Genomic DNA, 15,947 nt, shown 5'->3' with positions numbered 1-15,947 from the left:
TACTTCATTTTTTGGTTATTTTATTGCCATATTATTACTAAAAATTAGATAAGTATAAATTAAATTTGTTAAAAAGGGTTAAATCCCTACAATAGTTCAATGAAAATTCAACTTTTATTGAAATAGTCATTTAAACGATAAGCACAAATGAGGAATAAATTAGACCAAGTTGATTTTAATATTTTAAACATTTTAGCTGAAAATGCGCAGACTCCATATACAGACGTAGCCAAGAAATTGATAGTTTCTCCGGGTACGGTACATATGCGAATGCGAAAGATGCGAGAGATGGGTTTAATTACTGGAGCGACCTTAAGTTTAGATTATGCTAAAATGGGTTGGAAGATGACTATTTTCTTAGGAATATTCTTGAGTGAAATTAGCCTGTTCAAAAAGGTGATGAAGCGGTTAAACGAAATTGAAGAGGTGGTTAAAATACACCACGTAACCGGTAAGTACGACATCTTTATAAAAATGCATGCTAGAGATAGTTTTCACTACAAGCAAGTGTATCAAGATGAAATTCTTAGTATTTCAGGTATACGTGGTATAGAATCTTTTATATCAATTGAAGAGAATTTGGAACGCCACATTCAATTCGTAGAAGTAGAAGAAGATTAATTATAGTAATTTCATTTCGGTCGGATTCCAGTCTACGGGCTGTTTTCTTGAATAACTCTCATTTGCCAATAGTGCCGCACCTGCAGCTCTTAATCCGAATTTTGGATCTTGTATTACTTTCCCATTATTTCTTATACTCGTAAAGAAATTAAAGAAGTGATCATAATGTGCTCCTTTATAATCCCTCGGTGCTTGCCAAGTAGTTGTACCTGTAGCTAAGCTACTTGCTCTAGTATCTAATTTTTTAGAAGCGTATTCCGCTCTTATTTTAGCTTGCATGTCTTCTGTAAATGATATCATAGAATATCCGCTAGGTTCCATACCTAATTTAGAGCGATTTACAGTAACCGAATTCTGACCTATTTCCATTTCGCCTTCGGTGCCAATTAATTTGAATCCGCCACCACCGCCACTACCTGCGATGAAATTGATACGAAAAGCGGCATTAAAAGGAGCATGGGTTGCTGTTTTTGGATAATCATAAAGTGTAATGGAAACATCGGGTACGTCTCTACCGTCTTTCCAATAACGGAGTCCACCAGTTGCCAAAGCTCTGTTCGGTCCGTCTGAACTTATTACATAGTTTAGGGTAGAGAATGCATGTACGAATAAATCTCCGGCAACACCGGTACCATAATCTTGATAGTTTCTCCATCTAAAAAACCGATTGTTATCAAATGGTACTTTTGGTGCGCTCCCCAAAAAGGTATCAAAATCAACAGTCTTAGAATTGGCATCTGTAGGTATTGGATATTGCCAAGCACCTTCCGCAGAATATCGATCATTGTACATATCTAACATCACAATATCGCCAATTGCTCCATCTTCATAAAGTGCTTTGGCTTTTTCATTACCGAGCGATGACATTCCTTGACTACCAATTTGACATATTTTACCTGAATCTTTTTGAGCTTTAATAATCTCTTGACCTTCATTGAAGTTTTGAACCATTGGCTTTTCACAATACACATGCTTGCCTGCTTTTAGAGCAGCTACGGTTATAGTTTGGTGCCAATGATCTGGTGTTGCTATTAAAACGGCATCAATATCTTTTCTATTTAAAATTTCTCGGAAATCTCTTGTTACAAAAATATCTTGTCCCCAAAGCTCTTTTGCTCGGTCAAGTCTGCCTGTATATAAATCACATGCGGCTACTAATTTTATACCAGCAACTTGTAAAGCTGCTTGTGTGTCATAAATACCTTGAATACCTGTGCCTATAAGAGCTATGTTAATTTGGTCATTTATGCCAAAGTCTTGAAAAGAATAATTTCTATGTAAGAGCTGAGTTTCATTTTTTGATGCTGCAAGAAGAAATGGAGTTGTACTTAATGCGGCAGAGGTAATTGAAGCTCGTTTAATAAACGACCTTCTAGAATTCTTTTTTGTCATGATGGGTAAGCGTTGAAATTAGTTGTTGTTGTAAGCTATTAAAAATACCAATTAATTATGGTCTTAGGTATATGCAGTTGAAGCATAATCTTAGAATCTCTTAATTCCTAAAGTCGACGCTACATAATTTATGGTCATTCACCTGTATAATTGACCAATTGGCAACATTTATGATTTAAATGGCACTAAATTTTTCTAGAACAACGTAATTTTGCATTCGCTTAAAAAAACAAAATTGTTGAAAGATATACTTATAGCAGCACTTTGGAGTATCTCCCCATTAGGAGAGGCTAAAGTTGGTATACCCTATGGTCTTCTACAGGGTGGTAATATTTATGTGGTCTTTATAGTTTGTTTTTTAGCTAATGTTATGGTGTTTCCTATCATGATGTTTTTCTTAAACACCGTAAATAGGTATTTACTTAGGTGGCATTTTTATAAGAAGAATGCATTATTCGTTGCAAGACGAGCAAAAACAGGTTCTGGGAATCAGATTAAAAAATACGGATTTTACGGACTCATTTTTTTCGTAATGTTACCCGTACCAGGTACTGGTGTATACGCTGGTAGTATTGCTAGTTATCTTTTTAAGATAGAAAGAAAAAAAGCCTTTTTAGCAAATACCATTGGTATATTTTTATCTTCTTTAATTGTTTGGGCAACTACTTTGTTGACCATGAAGGGTATGGCGTAATAACTGAACGCAAATTTTTTTATCCTTTTTTTTTGTGAATAACTATACCCGTAAAAAATTTCATTAATAAGCTTTGCCTTTTAAATTTGTAGCTTTTTGAAGCTATGGATACCCTTAATATTGGTGATAAATTATATAATGTCGAGCAGAATGGTTTTAACGATTTTGCCAGATATTCTTTCTCTGAAGTTGTTCGACTTACCGAAACCCTAGCGGTTTTGAAAAACGGAGTACGTCTTATTAATAGACCAAAACAATCGTACATTATAGAAGATGTTGGCTATTCTGTGAATAGAAATAAGGGGTCGCATTGGCATATTGTTTCTTTAAAAGCAATTAGAAACGCCCAGATAGAAAATGAAAAAATAAGAATTCATGACTGGTTTGAAGAGAAACAATTTACCCTGAAAGAAAAGCAACATATCTATAAGATGTTCAAAACTGAAGAAGGTCAATAATATTCAGAAAGACTTTAGTTGTTACAAGAAATGAACAGACCGTTTTTTTATTTGAAAAGCTTTATTACCTTTACAGCGTTGTGTTGTGTCTCAGAGAAATTTGAGGCAATTGTGTTTATCGAATTTAATCGATAGAACCCAATGAAAGGCTTTCCATTAAGGGAGGCTTTTTTTGTTTTTACCCTATAGCTTATGAATTACGTAATGAACCAAAGAGGCAGCTAGTTTTGCAGTCTGGTCATCAATATCATAATTAGGGTTTAATTCTACTACATCTAAACCAAGTAGTTTACCCGACTCAATGATCAATTTCAAACTTTCTAAAACAACATCTGGATAGAAACCCATTGGCGATGCCGCACTTACACCTGGTGCAAAGGCAGATGAAAATCCGTCAAGGTCTATTGTTGTGTATATATAATCTACATCTTCCATAAATTGAATAAGCCGTAGTTGCACGTGCTCTAAATAATTTATGCTGAAATGTTCTTGAAGTAGATAGTTTACTTTTTTTGATTCGGCAAAGTCAAACAATTCTTTAGTGTTCGCATCTTTTCGAATACCCAGAGCCATATACTTTATTTCCTCATTTTTGGCTTCTTGTTCTACTGCAATTTGATAAAAAGGTGTGCCTGAATTATTGCCATTGGTATTTGCTCTTAAATCGAAATGGGCATCGAAATTTATGATGCCTAGTTTTTCGCCACTTTTTAAATGAGTAGCTAGACCGTTATAATTTCCGTAGGCAAGATCATGACTGCCGCCTAGTATAATAGGGATGGTTTTATTTTCAATCAAAGTGCTTACGCTCGAAGATAAGTCTGCTTGTAATTTTTCTAGATTTTCATCTTTACATTCTAAATTTCCGAAATCTATTAATTGGGTATTAGGTTTAAGGTGATTAGCCATTTTGCCCAATTGCTTACGAATAGCATCAGGACCCATAGCTGCGCCAACCCTGCCTAAATTTCTCTTCACCCCTTCATCACTGCTATAGCCTAATAAAGCAATGGTTTTGGTGTCTGAAGTTATAACAGGCTCGTAAATGCTTGAGAATTGTACTTTCTCGTGTAAATAGAGCTGCTTCTTAGAAGAACGTCCTTTCCAATTTTCTTTATTCGCTAACTTATAGTTTGGCATATAATCCTTAAAATTTAATGGAATTATAAAATCTTGAATTTCTTAAAATTCGGGGGAACATTAAGATTTTACATTATTCTGATAACAGAACGAAAAAGTAATACTAATCTTACATTTTTGAAATGTTAAAAAGTGATTGAGTTAATTTTTAAATCTACAATACAATTATAACCATCTTAAAATAAGTCATCTAAAAGCTTGTTGTCAACCAAATTTGGTATGGTAACTTTTAATGTTTTTGTTCGCTCCATTTCGCGTTGTAAGGCAAACATTGCCTCTTTATTCCTCGCCCAGCTACGTCTTGCAATTCCGTTGTTTACATCATAGAAAAGCATATTTTTCAATTTTCTTTCGGCATCTTTAGATCCGTCTAGAACCATTCCGAATCCACCATTGGTGACTTCTCCCCAGCCAACTCCGCCACCGTTGTGTATAGAAACCCAGGTTGCACCTCTAAAACTGTCGCCAATAACATTATGTATAGCCATATCTGCAGTAAATTTACTTCCGTCGTAGATGTTGCTTGTTTCGCGGTAAGGTGAATCTGTACCACTTACATCATGGTGGTCTCTACCTAATATGATGGCATCACTTAATGCTCCATTTTCGATTGCCTCATTGAATGCCAGTGCTATTTTTGCCCTGCCTTCTGCATCGGCATATAAAATTCTAGCTTTTGAACCTACGACCAATCTATTTTGTTCGGCTTCAGATATCCATTTTATATTATCTGATAGTTGTTGCTGAATTTCAGCCGGAGCATCTTTTTTAATTTCCTTTAGAACACGTAATGCAATGGCATCTGTTTTCTGTAAATCTTCTATTTTTCCTGAAGAGCATACCCAACGAAATGGTCCGAAGCCGTAATCGAAACACATGGGGCCTAAAATATCTTGTACATAAGAAGGATACTTGAAATCTATTTTGTTTTCTGCCATAACATCGGCACCTGCTCTTGAAGCTTCCAACAAAAAGGCATTTCCGTAATCAAAGAAATAAGTCCCTTTTTTGGTATGTAGGTTTATAGTATCGGCATGTCTGCGTAACGATTCTTGAACTTTTGTCTTGAAAGCTTCCGGATTCTGATTCATCAGTGTATTCGATTCCTCAAAAGATAATCCGGCAGGGTAATAGCCGCCTGCCCAGGGGTTGTGTAATGAGGTTTGATCAGAACCGAGGTGAATGAATATGTCCTCCTTAAAGAAACGTTCCCAAACATCAACCACATTGCCTATAAATGCAAGTGATACCACTTCGTTTTTAGATGTGGCTTCTTTTGTTCTTACTACTAAAACATCTATATCATTAATCAATTCATCTACCCACCCTTGTTCATGTCTTTTCTTTGCCGCAAGCGGATTCACCTCTACGCAAATAGTAATGCATCCGGCAATGTTACCAGCTTTTGGTTGTGCACCGCTCATTCCGCCTAAACCTGCAGTTAAGAATATTTTTCCATTGGGATTTTCATCCGTTTTTAACACCTTTCTAAAAGCGTTCATAACTGTAATCGCTGTGCCATGAACAATACCTTGCGGACCAATGTACATATAAGAACCCGCAGTCATTTGACCATATTGGGTTACGCCAAGCGCATTGTACTTTTCCCAATCGTCTTGTTTTGAGTAATTCGGAATCATCATTCCGTTCGTTACCACAACTCTTGGAGCTTCTTTTGATGAGGGAAACAACCCCATAGGATGACCAGAGTAGATATGTAAGGTCTGCTCGTTAGTCATTTCTGACAAGTACTGCATGGTCAACAGATATTGCGCCCAATTCTGAAATACAGCACCATTACCACCATAAGTAATGAGTTCTTGTGGATGCTGTGCAACGGCAGGATCCAGATTATTTTGAATCATGAGCATAATTGCCGCAGCGTGACTCGTTTGTGCGGGATATGCTGATATAGCTCTTGCATGCATCTCATAAGAGGGTTGAAAGCGATACATATAAATTCTACCATACGTCTGTAGCTCTTCGGCAAATTCAGGAGCCAAAACAGCATGCCAGTCCGCCGGAAAATAGCGCAACGCATTTCTAATCGCCAATTGCTTCTCTTCTTTAGAAAGTATCTGCTTTCGGTTTGGCGCGTGACTAACCGCTGAAGAACGTTCCTTTTTTAGAGGCAATTCAGTAGGTATCCCAATCTGTATTTGTGCTTTAAAATCCATCTTTAATTTTTAAATAAATTAATTTGATTTTGGATATAGAAGTTTATTTTCCAACAACCAACAACCAACAACCAACAACCAACAACCAACAACGAACAACTACTTATGTCTATCAAAAACCAACTCCCCATTTTTCCAAACCATACATGGCTTTAGATTCCCTTGATTGTATAATATATCTTGATAGTTATCTGAATGAAATACGGCTAGGTCAGCTAGTAATCCCGCTTCTAATTTTCCTCGGTCGGTCAATTTCAAAGCTGCTGCTGCTCTAAAAGTGATTCCTGCTAGAATCTCGGCATTACTCAGTTTTTGAAATGTTCCAAGAATACTAGCTTGTGTCAATAAATCACCCATAGGTGCAGATCCAGGGTTATGATCACTCGCGATTGCAAGTGCCGCACCTGCATCTAGCAATTTACGTGCTGGAGTAAAATCGCATCCTAAACCGATTGAAGCACCTGGTAGTGCAACAGATATAGTATCGCTTTGTGCTAATAATGCTATTTCTGTATCTCCGCTTGCCTCTAAATGGTCTGCACTGATTGCATTAAAATCAACTGCTACTTTACTGCCACCTGCAGAAAATTGGTCTGCATGCACGGTAATATCAAAATTCATGTCGGTAGCTTTTGAAAAATATGCCTGTATATCATCTGCAGAAAAAGCGCTTTGTTCAATGAACGCATCAATACGGTGTGTTAGGTTTTCTTCTTTAAGAATGGGGAATAACTCCTCACTTATCATTTTTAAATACTCATTCTCTGTTCCCTCAAAATCTTTAGGTAACATATGCGCTGCAAGGCAAGTAGAAATCAATTCTGGTAATGCTTGTTCATTGGCTTCTTTAATTGCGCGAAGCATTTTCAACTCTTCATCGACAGTTAATCCGTAACCACTTTTAACCTCTATTGTTGTTGTTCCGTTTTTAAGATGACGATTAGCTCTTTTTATGGTATTTTTAGTCAGTTCTTCTATTGTGGATTTTCTGGTTTGGGTAACAGTATCCCAAATACCACCTCCGGCATGTGCAATTTCTAAATATGATTTTCCTGCATTTCGCATGGCGTAATCTTTAGCACGAGATCCACCAAAACAAATATGTGTATGAGCATCAACGAAACCGGGTACACAAACATGGTTGCCATTTAATAGGGTAATATCTACATCAGGATATTTTAATTTTAAGTCCTCAAAATTACCTGTGGCTGCGATGAGGTTGTCTTCGATTAAAATTCCGCCGTCAACAATCACTTCAAGTTCATGATCAGAAATGGCTCCTTTAAGCTTTATTCCCGTCATGGGTATGATCTGTACAAACGGACCTATAAGTGTTCTTTTTGTCATTAGATTAGTAGTTTTCGAACTCTTCTGAGTGTTTTGTCTTTAAAGATATGTTATGTTCTGCTTGTACACGGTCTATAACTTTTAGTATTGTTTGATTTTTAATCATGGCAATACCCTTTTCAATATCATCAGAAAATACACGGTCTTTACTAGCGAAAGGCACTTGCTCACGTACTGCATTATGTACTTCGTCTAAATAAATACCCGATTTTAAAGGTTTTCTAAATTCAAAAGCTTGGGCAGCGGTCAGTAATTCAATTGCCAATATCTTCTCAACATTACCAATAACCTGTAACGCCTTTCTACCACCAATAGACCCCATACTTACATGGTCTTCTTGACCTAAAGATGTAGGAATACTATCTGCGCTTGACGGAAAACAAAGTCCCTTATTTTCACTTGCCAAAGCTGCGGTGGTATACTGCAAAATCATGTATCCGGAATTGATACCAGTATCGTTCATGAGTAGTTTTGGTACACCGGGACTATTACCTTCTAAGGATAAATAAATGCGACGGTCAGATATATTACCGATTTCAGATGCCGCTAAACAAGCATAATCCAAAGCCATTGCTAATGGCTGACCGTGAAAATTACCACCACTAATGGTCAATTCTTCATCAATAATTACTGGATTGTCGGTAACCGAGTTTAATTCAACTTCTAATAATTCTTTAAGGTGTAACCATGCTGTTCTTGAAGCACCATGAACTTGCGGAATACAACGAATGGAGTAGGGGTCTTGTACTTTTTCGCAATCTACATGGGCTTCCATGATTTCAGAGCCTTTCAATAATTTTTTTACGCGTTTTGCTACATGTACATTCCCTTTAAAAGGGCGCAGTGCATGAAGCTCGTTATAAAATGGTTTTACAGAACCTTGCAAACCTTCTATCATCATAGCGCCAATGACATCTGCCTGAGCTAGAATAGAATGTAATTGAGCTACCACTTTTACGGCATGTGCTGCTATAAATTGGGTGCCGTTTATAAGTGCTAGACCTTCTTTTGGTCCAAGAGCGATTGGTGTTAATCCTGTTAGTTCAAAAAGTGTTTTCGTGGTTATGGTTTCATTCTTGTATTCTACCTTACCTAAACCAATAAGTGGTAGAAATAAATGGGAAAGCGGAGCCAGATCACCAGATGCACCAACCGATCCTTGCGATGGTACTACAGGTATAGCATCATTATCGATATGCCAAATAATTCTTTTTAAAGTGTTCAGGGCAATGCCCGAATAACCTTTTGCCAATGATTGTGCTTTAAGAATGAGCATCAATTTTGCAATGTCTTTAGCGATTGGGTCACCAACGCCTACACTGTGACTTTGAAGTATATTGGTCTGTAGAATATTAGTTTCTGACTTAGAAATCTTGGTTGTACATAACGGACCGAACCCTGTATTTATACCATAAACAGGATCACCTTTATCTACAATGTTCTGTACAATTTTCCAGCTTTTAGTTATTTTGTCCTCTGTAGCTTTAGACAATATGGGGATAATTTCACCATGAACAATTTGCATTGCTTTACCGGCCGTTAGCCAATCTTCACCCAATTTAAACGTCTGTTTACTCATAGCTTTCTGTCTTGAATATTCTAATTAAAATTAATACCTATTTTTGATACTTGGTAATATCAATTTTGTCATTAATCGATAACTATGAGTAATCAAATAGAATTACGTCATTTAACCTACTTTCTAGCGGTAGCGCAAGAACTGCACTTTAGAAAGGCTGCGGAGAAGTTGTTTATTTCTCAACCGGGACTCAGTAGACAGATAAAGCAGATGGAAGAGATTCTAGAAACTCAACTGTTTGAGCGAAATAAGAAAAAAGTTGCTTTAACTCCTGCAGGGCACTATTTAAAAATGGAGGTGGAATATATTTTTAATCATCTTGAAAAAGTTGAGCGCCAATTGAAATTGGTGGGCGATGGTAGTAGCGGCGAGTTGCGAATCGGATTTTTAGGTTCGGCTATGCAGCAAGTGATTCCAGAATTATTATTGGGAATAAAAGAGAAATATCCGAAGGTGAAAACATCTTTAGAAGAGCTATCAAATTTTGCCCAAGTAGATGCAGTATTAAATGATCAATTAGATATGGGTTTTGTACGTGTGTCTAGAGTACCGAGTACCTTAGAAATGAAAACGGTTTTTACCGATACCTTTTCTTTAGTGCTACCAGAAAGATACCCGATGCTGACAAGGGAGTTTGACGGAATGCAGCGATTTGCGAATGAAGATTTTATTTTATTCAGTCAGGCATATAGTCCGCTGTATTATGAAACGATCATGAGTATTTGTCAAGATGCAGGTTTTGCACCTAAAATCTCACATAAATCTGTTCATGCACATACCATATTTAAGTTGGTAGAAAATCATATGGGTATTGCCATTGTGCCTACATCATTGCAAAACGGATTTCAAATGCGAGTGAAGTTTGTGGAGTTAAAAGATATACCCCAGCGAGCAGAATTATCTGTTATTTGGAAAAAGGAACATACCAACCCTGTTCTCAAGAATTGTATGGAGTTGTTGTTAGAGGATAAGTTTTAATACTTGTCTAACATAGAATGAGGTTTTCAAATCTTAATTTTACTTTGATTTAGAAAAGAGAGAATAGAAAAGAGAGAATAGAAAATAGAATAGAGAAAATAGAGCCTGCTGCGCTTAGCGTATTGCGCACAGCGAACAAACGAAAATTATGATATTAGATATAATTAAAAAGAGACGCTCGGTATTTCCGGTTCAATATAATGATACTCCAATTGCGAAGGCAGATATAGAAAAGGTTTTAGAAGCGGCTAACTGGGCACCTAACCATAAGTGTACAGAGCCATGGCGTTTTAAGGTGATTCAAGGTGAAGCAAAAGGTAGGCTAGGTAATTTCTTATCTAAAAAATATGAAGAGCTTGATCCTAAGCCAAAAGCAATGAAGATTAAAAAATTACAGGAAAACCCAAAAATGGCGGGTGCAATTATTGCCATTTGTATGCAACGAGACCTAAAAGAATCTATACCAGAATGGGAAGAGGTTGCAGCAGTAGCTATGGCTGTTCAGAATATGTGGTTACAATGCACCGAAATGGGTATTGGGTCGTATTGGTCTTCACCGGGACTCATAAAACACATGGGTGAGTTTTTAAGCTTAGCCGATGGTGAAAAATGTTTAGGATTTTTCTACATGGGTAATTTCGATGGTGAATTGACCGACGGTAAACGCGAGCCTATTACAACTAAAACCGAATGGATAACGGAGTAATTACTCCATTAATTAAAGAAAGGAAATAGGGCGCTACTATGCTCCCAAGCTTTTGAAATGAATAGTCCGAAATAGACAATAGCGACCATAAATTTCAAAAAAGTACCTGTTAAGAATCCTAAAAAAGAACCAAAAGCCGCTTTCGTAGCGGTTTTTTTATCCGCCTTATTCAGTAATTCTCCAACTAAAGCACCCACAAAAGGCCATATGATAATTCCGAATGGTCCTAGAATAGGGAATATTAAGGCAACTAATAAACCAACTGTAGTACCGATAACTCCCCATTTTGTACCGCCAAATTTTTTGGTACCTATGGCAGGTATAACGTAATCTAATCCAAAAACTATTAAAGCTATAGCTAGTGTAATACCTAGAAACGTCCAATTCATGGTAATGGCGCTGGTAGAATATAATAATAGTAAACCTACCCAACTAATTGGTGGTCCGGGTAAAATAGGTAAGAAGCTCCCTAAAATGCCCACGAGCATTAAAATGAATCCTAGTACTAATAAAAATATATCCATTGTAAATAGTAAGTGTTGCTTATAAGACTAATATAGGTTGCATTTGTTACATGAGCAGATATCTAAATTAATTTTTTTCAACTATAAAATTAGTTTAAACTAAATATTTAGTTATATTTGACCGTAGAACTAAAAGATTAGTTGAATGAAACAGTTGACAAAAGCAGAGGAAGAAGTAATGATTGTGTTATGGGAATTACAGAAATGTAATGTAGCATCGATCATTGAGAAATTACCTGAACCAAAACCGGCATATAATACCGTTTCTACAATTGTTCGAATTTTAGAAAGCAAGGGTTTTGTGGATCATGAGCAAGTAGGTAAAGGGTATTTATATTTCTCTTTGGTGAAGAAATCAGATTACAGCAATCAGTCCATCAACAAATTAGTAGACGGCTATTTTCAAGGTTCATTTAAAAGTATGGTGTCATTTTTTATGAAGAAGAATGATATGAGCCTGTCGGAATTGGAATCGGTATTAAATGAAATTAAAAAGGAAAAACCATGATACAATACATTTTGGAGTGCATCGCCTTTCAACTTCTTTTCTTGGTTATTTATGACTTTTTTCTAAAGAAAGAGACCTTTTTTCAATGGAATCGGGTGTATTTAATCGGAACATTTGTTTTGTCTTTGATATTACCTTGGATAAAAATAGAAGCTTTTAAGCAGCAAGTGCCACCAACGTTTGCCCAATACCCGGAGTATTTATGGGGATTACAAAATACAGATGTAGTAGTACAGGTTCAAAAATCAACGGGTTGGAATGTTACTTGGCAAGAAGGAGTGCTGTATGGCGGAATGCTAGTGGCATTGTTGTTATTCGGATTAAAAATCAGACAATTATACCTATTAAGAAAAAGCGGAGAAAAGATTTCTTACCCTTTATTTACTCAGGTTGTTATAGCAAACAGCAATATTGCTTTTTCATTCTTTAAATCCATTTTTATTGGAGATAAAGTATTGAAGATGAAGCACGATACCATAATCGCCCATGAATTGGTGCATATAAAACAAAGGCATACGTACGACTTGTTATTTTTTGAGTTTATGAGAATTGTAGGCTGGTTTAATCCGTTAGTGTACGTATATCAAAATCGTATTTCAGAATTACATGAATTTATTGCCGATGCTCAAGTATCAAAAGAACATAAAACGGATCATTATGAGCAGTTATTGGCTCAGGTTTTTCAGACCGAACATATATCATTCATCAATCAATTTTTTACACAATCATTAATCAAAAAACGAATAATCATGTTACAAAAATCAAAATCAAAAAAAGTCTGGCAGTTGAAGTATTTACTATTATTGCCAATGGTACTGGGGATGTTGTTGTATAGTTCGTGTGAAATGTATAAAAATACTTCTGACGGTCAAGGAATCACAAGAAATGATGAGCTTTTAATTGCAGAGGTAAAGGCTAAAATAGAAGAGGATGATTTGGGTATGCATTATTTATATAATTCTAGTTTAGCTGAAAAACGTCGGGATATGAATCAAACTTTTACTAAGAATGAATACTTTCTTTATGAGGTCTTGCAGAATAAAATTTTAGAAGAAGAATTGAAAAGTTATATTAAAAAAAATCCTGATGAATCTATAAAATTAGCATTGGTTCAACCCTCTACAGAGCTGTATAATGATTTTGTAAATCAAAGAAAAGCGTACAAATTAATTGATGTTAACCTAAAAGCATCAGTTAAAGCATTTGAGAAAGGTATTTTTTATTATAATAATAATTTTAAGGTGTATCCATCAGATTATTTAGAGTTTAAAGTAAAAAATACCGCAGAATTAAGTTCTAATGAATTACAAAAATTTAATGAATTGTTGATTGGTTTAGAAAATGAATCGTATCATTTAACGAACATTATACTTCATGATGATCAGAATTCATTTTTAATAAAGACCAATATTAAAGATTTAATGAAAAGTAAAGAATCATCTGATATTCAGTTTGTATCTGAAGAAGGTTTTAGCGATTTCGATAATGTAGATGTTCCTTTTGCCGTAGTTGATGAAGTTCCGGTTTTTCCTGGTTGTGAAGATGCAGATGATAAACGTGCTTGTTTCAATGAAAAAATGCAGCAACATATTGGAAAACATTTCAGTTATCCGCAGGCTGCTCAAGATGCTAATATACAGGGGCGAGTAAGTACTATGTTCATCATTTCTTCAGAAGGTACTATTGAAAATATTAAAATGCGTGGTCCGGATAAGCTATTAGAAGACGAAGTGGCTCGTATCATAAAAAGTTTACCAAAGATGATTCCTGGTAAACAATCTGGTAAAGCTGTAAATGTTCCTTTTTCTATTCCTATTCAATTCAAATTAGATGATAGTGATAGTTCTTCATTAGATGAAAAAACATACATGAATGAGAATGATGTTCCTTTCGCTGTAGTTGATGAGGTTCCGATTTTTCCTGGTTGTGAAGATGCAGATGATAATCGTGCTTGCTTTAATGAAAAAATGCAACAACATATTGGTAAATATTTTAATTATCCAAAAGCAGCTAGAGATGCGAATATAGAGGGTAGAGTTAGTGCTATGTTTTTAATTACTTCAGAAGGCGCTATTGAAAATATTAAAATGCGTGGTCCAGATAAATTATTAGAAGATGAGGTAGAACGCATAATAAAAAGGTTGCCAAAGATGATTCCTGGCAAACAATCTGGTAAAGCAGTAAATGTTCCTTTTTCCATTCCTGTTAATTTTAAGTTGAAAAGTGAAAGTACTAATGAAAAGGCTATTAATTTAAATAGTAATGATAGTAAGGGGTCTATTTATTTAATTAACGGAGAAGTGGTGGAAAAGCATGAATATGACAAAATGGATGCTGATAAAAATTCAATTGAAAGGATTTTACATTTGGGACCCGAAGCTTCCATTAAAAAATATGGTAAAGTTGCCGAAAATGGATCTTATGAAATTATAACTAAAAACAATAATAGTACAGCCAACATGGTTTCTGAAATTTCGAAAGAAAGTGAGTTAGAACCTATGTATTATGTTGATGATATAAAAATAACTAAACTAGAAATGGAAGCTATTGATCCAAATACAATAGAAAGTATTTTTATTTTAAAAGATGAAAAAGCTATTGAAAAGTATGGTGAAGTGGGTGAAAATGGAGTAGTTGAAATTAGAATTAAAAAAGAATAATTGAAACTATTTTTTATTTCAATACTACTATTAGTACTGTTTAAAGCCGAAGCGCAATCTTCGGCTTTAGCTGTTGCCGATAGTTTATACACTATTGGTAATTATTCAAAAGCGATTAATGAGTACTCTAAAGTAGGCGGAGTCTCTTCTGCGCTACAAATTGCAAGAAGTTATAATGCTGTTGGTAATTATGAGAAGGCAATTACTCAATATCAATACGTGGTCGATGAAGATGTTGAAAATCAACTCGCGCAATTTGAACTTGGGAAATTATTGCTGAAAGTAAATAAGTTTGAAGAGGCAAAATCTGTGTTTAAAAATTTGTCTAATCTCAATACGACTAACCCTGAGTTTCAGTTTTATTTGGGGGAAGTCAATCGTCATCTAGATATAACAGATGAAAGTATAAAGCAATACAAAAAAGCAATTAAATTAGATAGTACGCATCTTAGAAGCCTGTTTCAGCTCGCTAAATATTACACCATAAAACAAGAGCGCGACAACGCATTAACGTATATTTTAAAGGGATTGAATTATTATGAGAATGACGTATCCTTAATAAATTTACATGCATTGGTGCTATTCAACGATGCTCAATTTGAGAAGGCGATTCCGTTATTTGAACGCGTCTTAGAACTTGGGGAAGATAAAAACTACGTCTATGAAAAACTAGGAATTTCTTATAACAAGAATTGGGAATTCAAAAAAGCTAAAGAAGCTTATGCTATTTTATTGAAAAGAGATGATACTAATTCACAAACCTATTTTGATTTAGCCAGTGTTTATCAAAAAGAAAGCAAATTAGATAGTGCCAAGATTTTCATTCATAAGGCAATGGCTGTCCAAAAACCTATTTTTGCGAATGGCTATAATCAATTGGCATATATCGCCCGTGAGCAAAAAGATTATATAACAGCATTCAAATTCTTTGAAATGGCTCACCAAGAAGATGTGTCAAATGCTCGTATCTATTACAATATAGCCACTACTTATGATCAATTTGGTACTGATTTGCAGAAGAAATTAGGTTATTATGAGAATTTCTTAAAGCACTATCCGAACGAGCATCCTTTCTATTACGAAACTGCGAGAAAACGAATCTCAGAGTTAAAGGAGGAAATCCATTTTGCTAAAGAATAAACTCATCAAAAAAATCGTAATTT

Annotated in this window: 14 protein-coding genes; 8 read left to right on the top strand and 6 right to left on the bottom strand. The window is 35.4% G+C overall.

The window, feature by feature from the left end; genetic code table 11:
* Nucleotides 1-147: 147 nt before the first annotated feature.
* Nucleotides 148-621, top strand: coding sequence for an Lrp/AsnC family transcriptional regulator (locus QSV08_RS13705; protein WP_324023996.1), 474 nt, complete (start codon nt 148-150; stop codon nt 619-621).
* Here QSV08_RS13705 and QSV08_RS13700 read toward each other — a convergent pair whose 3' ends face one another.
* The gene (locus QSV08_RS13700; protein ID WP_324023994.1) at nt 622-2,013 is read right to left on the bottom strand and encodes a Gfo/Idh/MocA family protein; all 1,392 of its coding nucleotides are present in this window, start codon (nt 2,011-2,013) and stop codon (nt 622-624) included.
* 235 nt (nt 2,014-2,248) lie between these two features.
* Here QSV08_RS13700 and QSV08_RS13695 point away from each other — a divergent pair, with 235 nt between their 5' ends.
* Nucleotides 2,249-2,707, top strand: coding sequence for a COG2426 family protein (locus QSV08_RS13695; protein ID WP_299325369.1), 459 nt, complete (start codon nt 2,249-2,251; stop codon nt 2,705-2,707).
* Between the two features lie 104 nt (nt 2,708-2,811).
* Complete coding sequence (locus QSV08_RS13690) at nt 2,812-3,165, top strand: pyruvate kinase (RefSeq protein WP_324023991.1); 354 nt, start codon at nt 2,812-2,814, stop codon at nt 3,163-3,165.
* Nucleotides 3,166-3,348: 183 nt separating this feature from the next.
* On the opposite strand, the gene hutG is transcribed toward QSV08_RS13690, so the two are convergent.
* From hutG to hutH, 4 genes are all read right to left on the bottom strand, one after another.
* Nucleotides 3,349-4,305 carry a formimidoylglutamase gene (hutG, locus tag QSV08_RS13685; RefSeq protein WP_324023989.1) on the bottom strand — a complete coding sequence of 319 codons (957 nt, stop codon included), beginning with the start codon at nt 4,303-4,305 and terminating at the stop codon, nt 3,349-3,351.
* 176 nt (nt 4,306-4,481) lie between these two features.
* Nucleotides 4,482-6,482, bottom strand: a complete 2,001-nt coding sequence (locus tag QSV08_RS13680; RefSeq protein WP_324023987.1) for a urocanate hydratase — start codon at nt 6,480-6,482, stop codon at nt 4,482-4,484.
* A 99-nt stretch (nt 6,483-6,581) separates the two neighbouring features.
* Nucleotides 6,582-7,829, bottom strand: a complete 1,248-nt coding sequence (gene hutI, locus QSV08_RS13675) for an imidazolonepropionase (RefSeq protein WP_324023985.1) — start codon at nt 7,827-7,829, stop codon at nt 6,582-6,584.
* Between the two features lie 4 nt (nt 7,830-7,833).
* Complete coding sequence (gene hutH, locus QSV08_RS13670; protein ID WP_324023983.1) at nt 7,834-9,408, bottom strand: histidine ammonia-lyase; 1,575 nt, start codon at nt 9,406-9,408, stop codon at nt 7,834-7,836.
* A gap of 84 nt (nt 9,409-9,492) precedes the next feature.
* On the opposite strand from hutH, the gene QSV08_RS13665 reads away from it, so the two are divergent.
* The gene (locus tag QSV08_RS13665) at nt 9,493-10,386 is read left to right on the top strand and encodes a LysR family transcriptional regulator (RefSeq protein WP_324023981.1); all 894 of its coding nucleotides are present in this window, start codon (nt 9,493-9,495) and stop codon (nt 10,384-10,386) included.
* Nucleotides 10,387-10,534: 148 nt separating this feature from the next.
* The gene (locus QSV08_RS13660; RefSeq protein WP_324023979.1) at nt 10,535-11,092 is read left to right on the top strand and encodes a nitroreductase; all 558 of its coding nucleotides are present in this window, start codon (nt 10,535-10,537) and stop codon (nt 11,090-11,092) included.
* Between the two features lie 8 nt (nt 11,093-11,100).
* On the opposite strand, the gene QSV08_RS13655 is transcribed toward QSV08_RS13660, so the two are convergent.
* Nucleotides 11,101-11,616 (bottom strand): DUF456 domain-containing protein, encoded by a 516-nt coding sequence (locus QSV08_RS13655; RefSeq protein ID WP_324023977.1) that lies wholly within the window; start codon nt 11,614-11,616, stop codon nt 11,101-11,103.
* Nucleotides 11,617-11,761: 145 nt separating this feature from the next.
* On the opposite strand from QSV08_RS13655, the gene QSV08_RS13650 reads away from it, so the two are divergent.
* Genes QSV08_RS13650 through QSV08_RS13640 form a run of 3 tightly spaced genes read left to right on the top strand, consistent with a single transcriptional unit; the run spans nt 11,762 to nt 15,924 of the window.
* Complete coding sequence (locus tag QSV08_RS13650) at nt 11,762-12,124, top strand: BlaI/MecI/CopY family transcriptional regulator (protein ID WP_324023975.1); 363 nt, start codon at nt 11,762-11,764, stop codon at nt 12,122-12,124.
* On the top strand, nt 12,121-14,784 hold the full coding sequence (locus tag QSV08_RS13645; protein ID WP_324023973.1) for an energy transducer TonB: 2,664 nt from the start codon (nt 12,121-12,123) through the stop codon (nt 14,782-14,784). The genes QSV08_RS13650 and QSV08_RS13645 overlap by 4 nt, the downstream gene beginning before the upstream one ends.
* Complete coding sequence (locus tag QSV08_RS13640) at nt 14,785-15,924, top strand: tetratricopeptide repeat protein (protein WP_324023972.1); 1,140 nt, start codon at nt 14,785-14,787, stop codon at nt 15,922-15,924.
* The last annotated feature ends 23 nt before the right edge of the window (nt 15,925-15,947 follow it).

The sequence above is a fragment of the Maribacter sp. BPC-D8 genome, assembly GCF_035207705.1.
Taxonomy (GTDB): Bacteria; Bacteroidota; Bacteroidia; order Flavobacteriales; family Flavobacteriaceae; genus Maribacter.
Note: the sequence above shows the minus strand (reverse complement) of the source record. Positions and strands in the feature narration are given on the sequence as shown.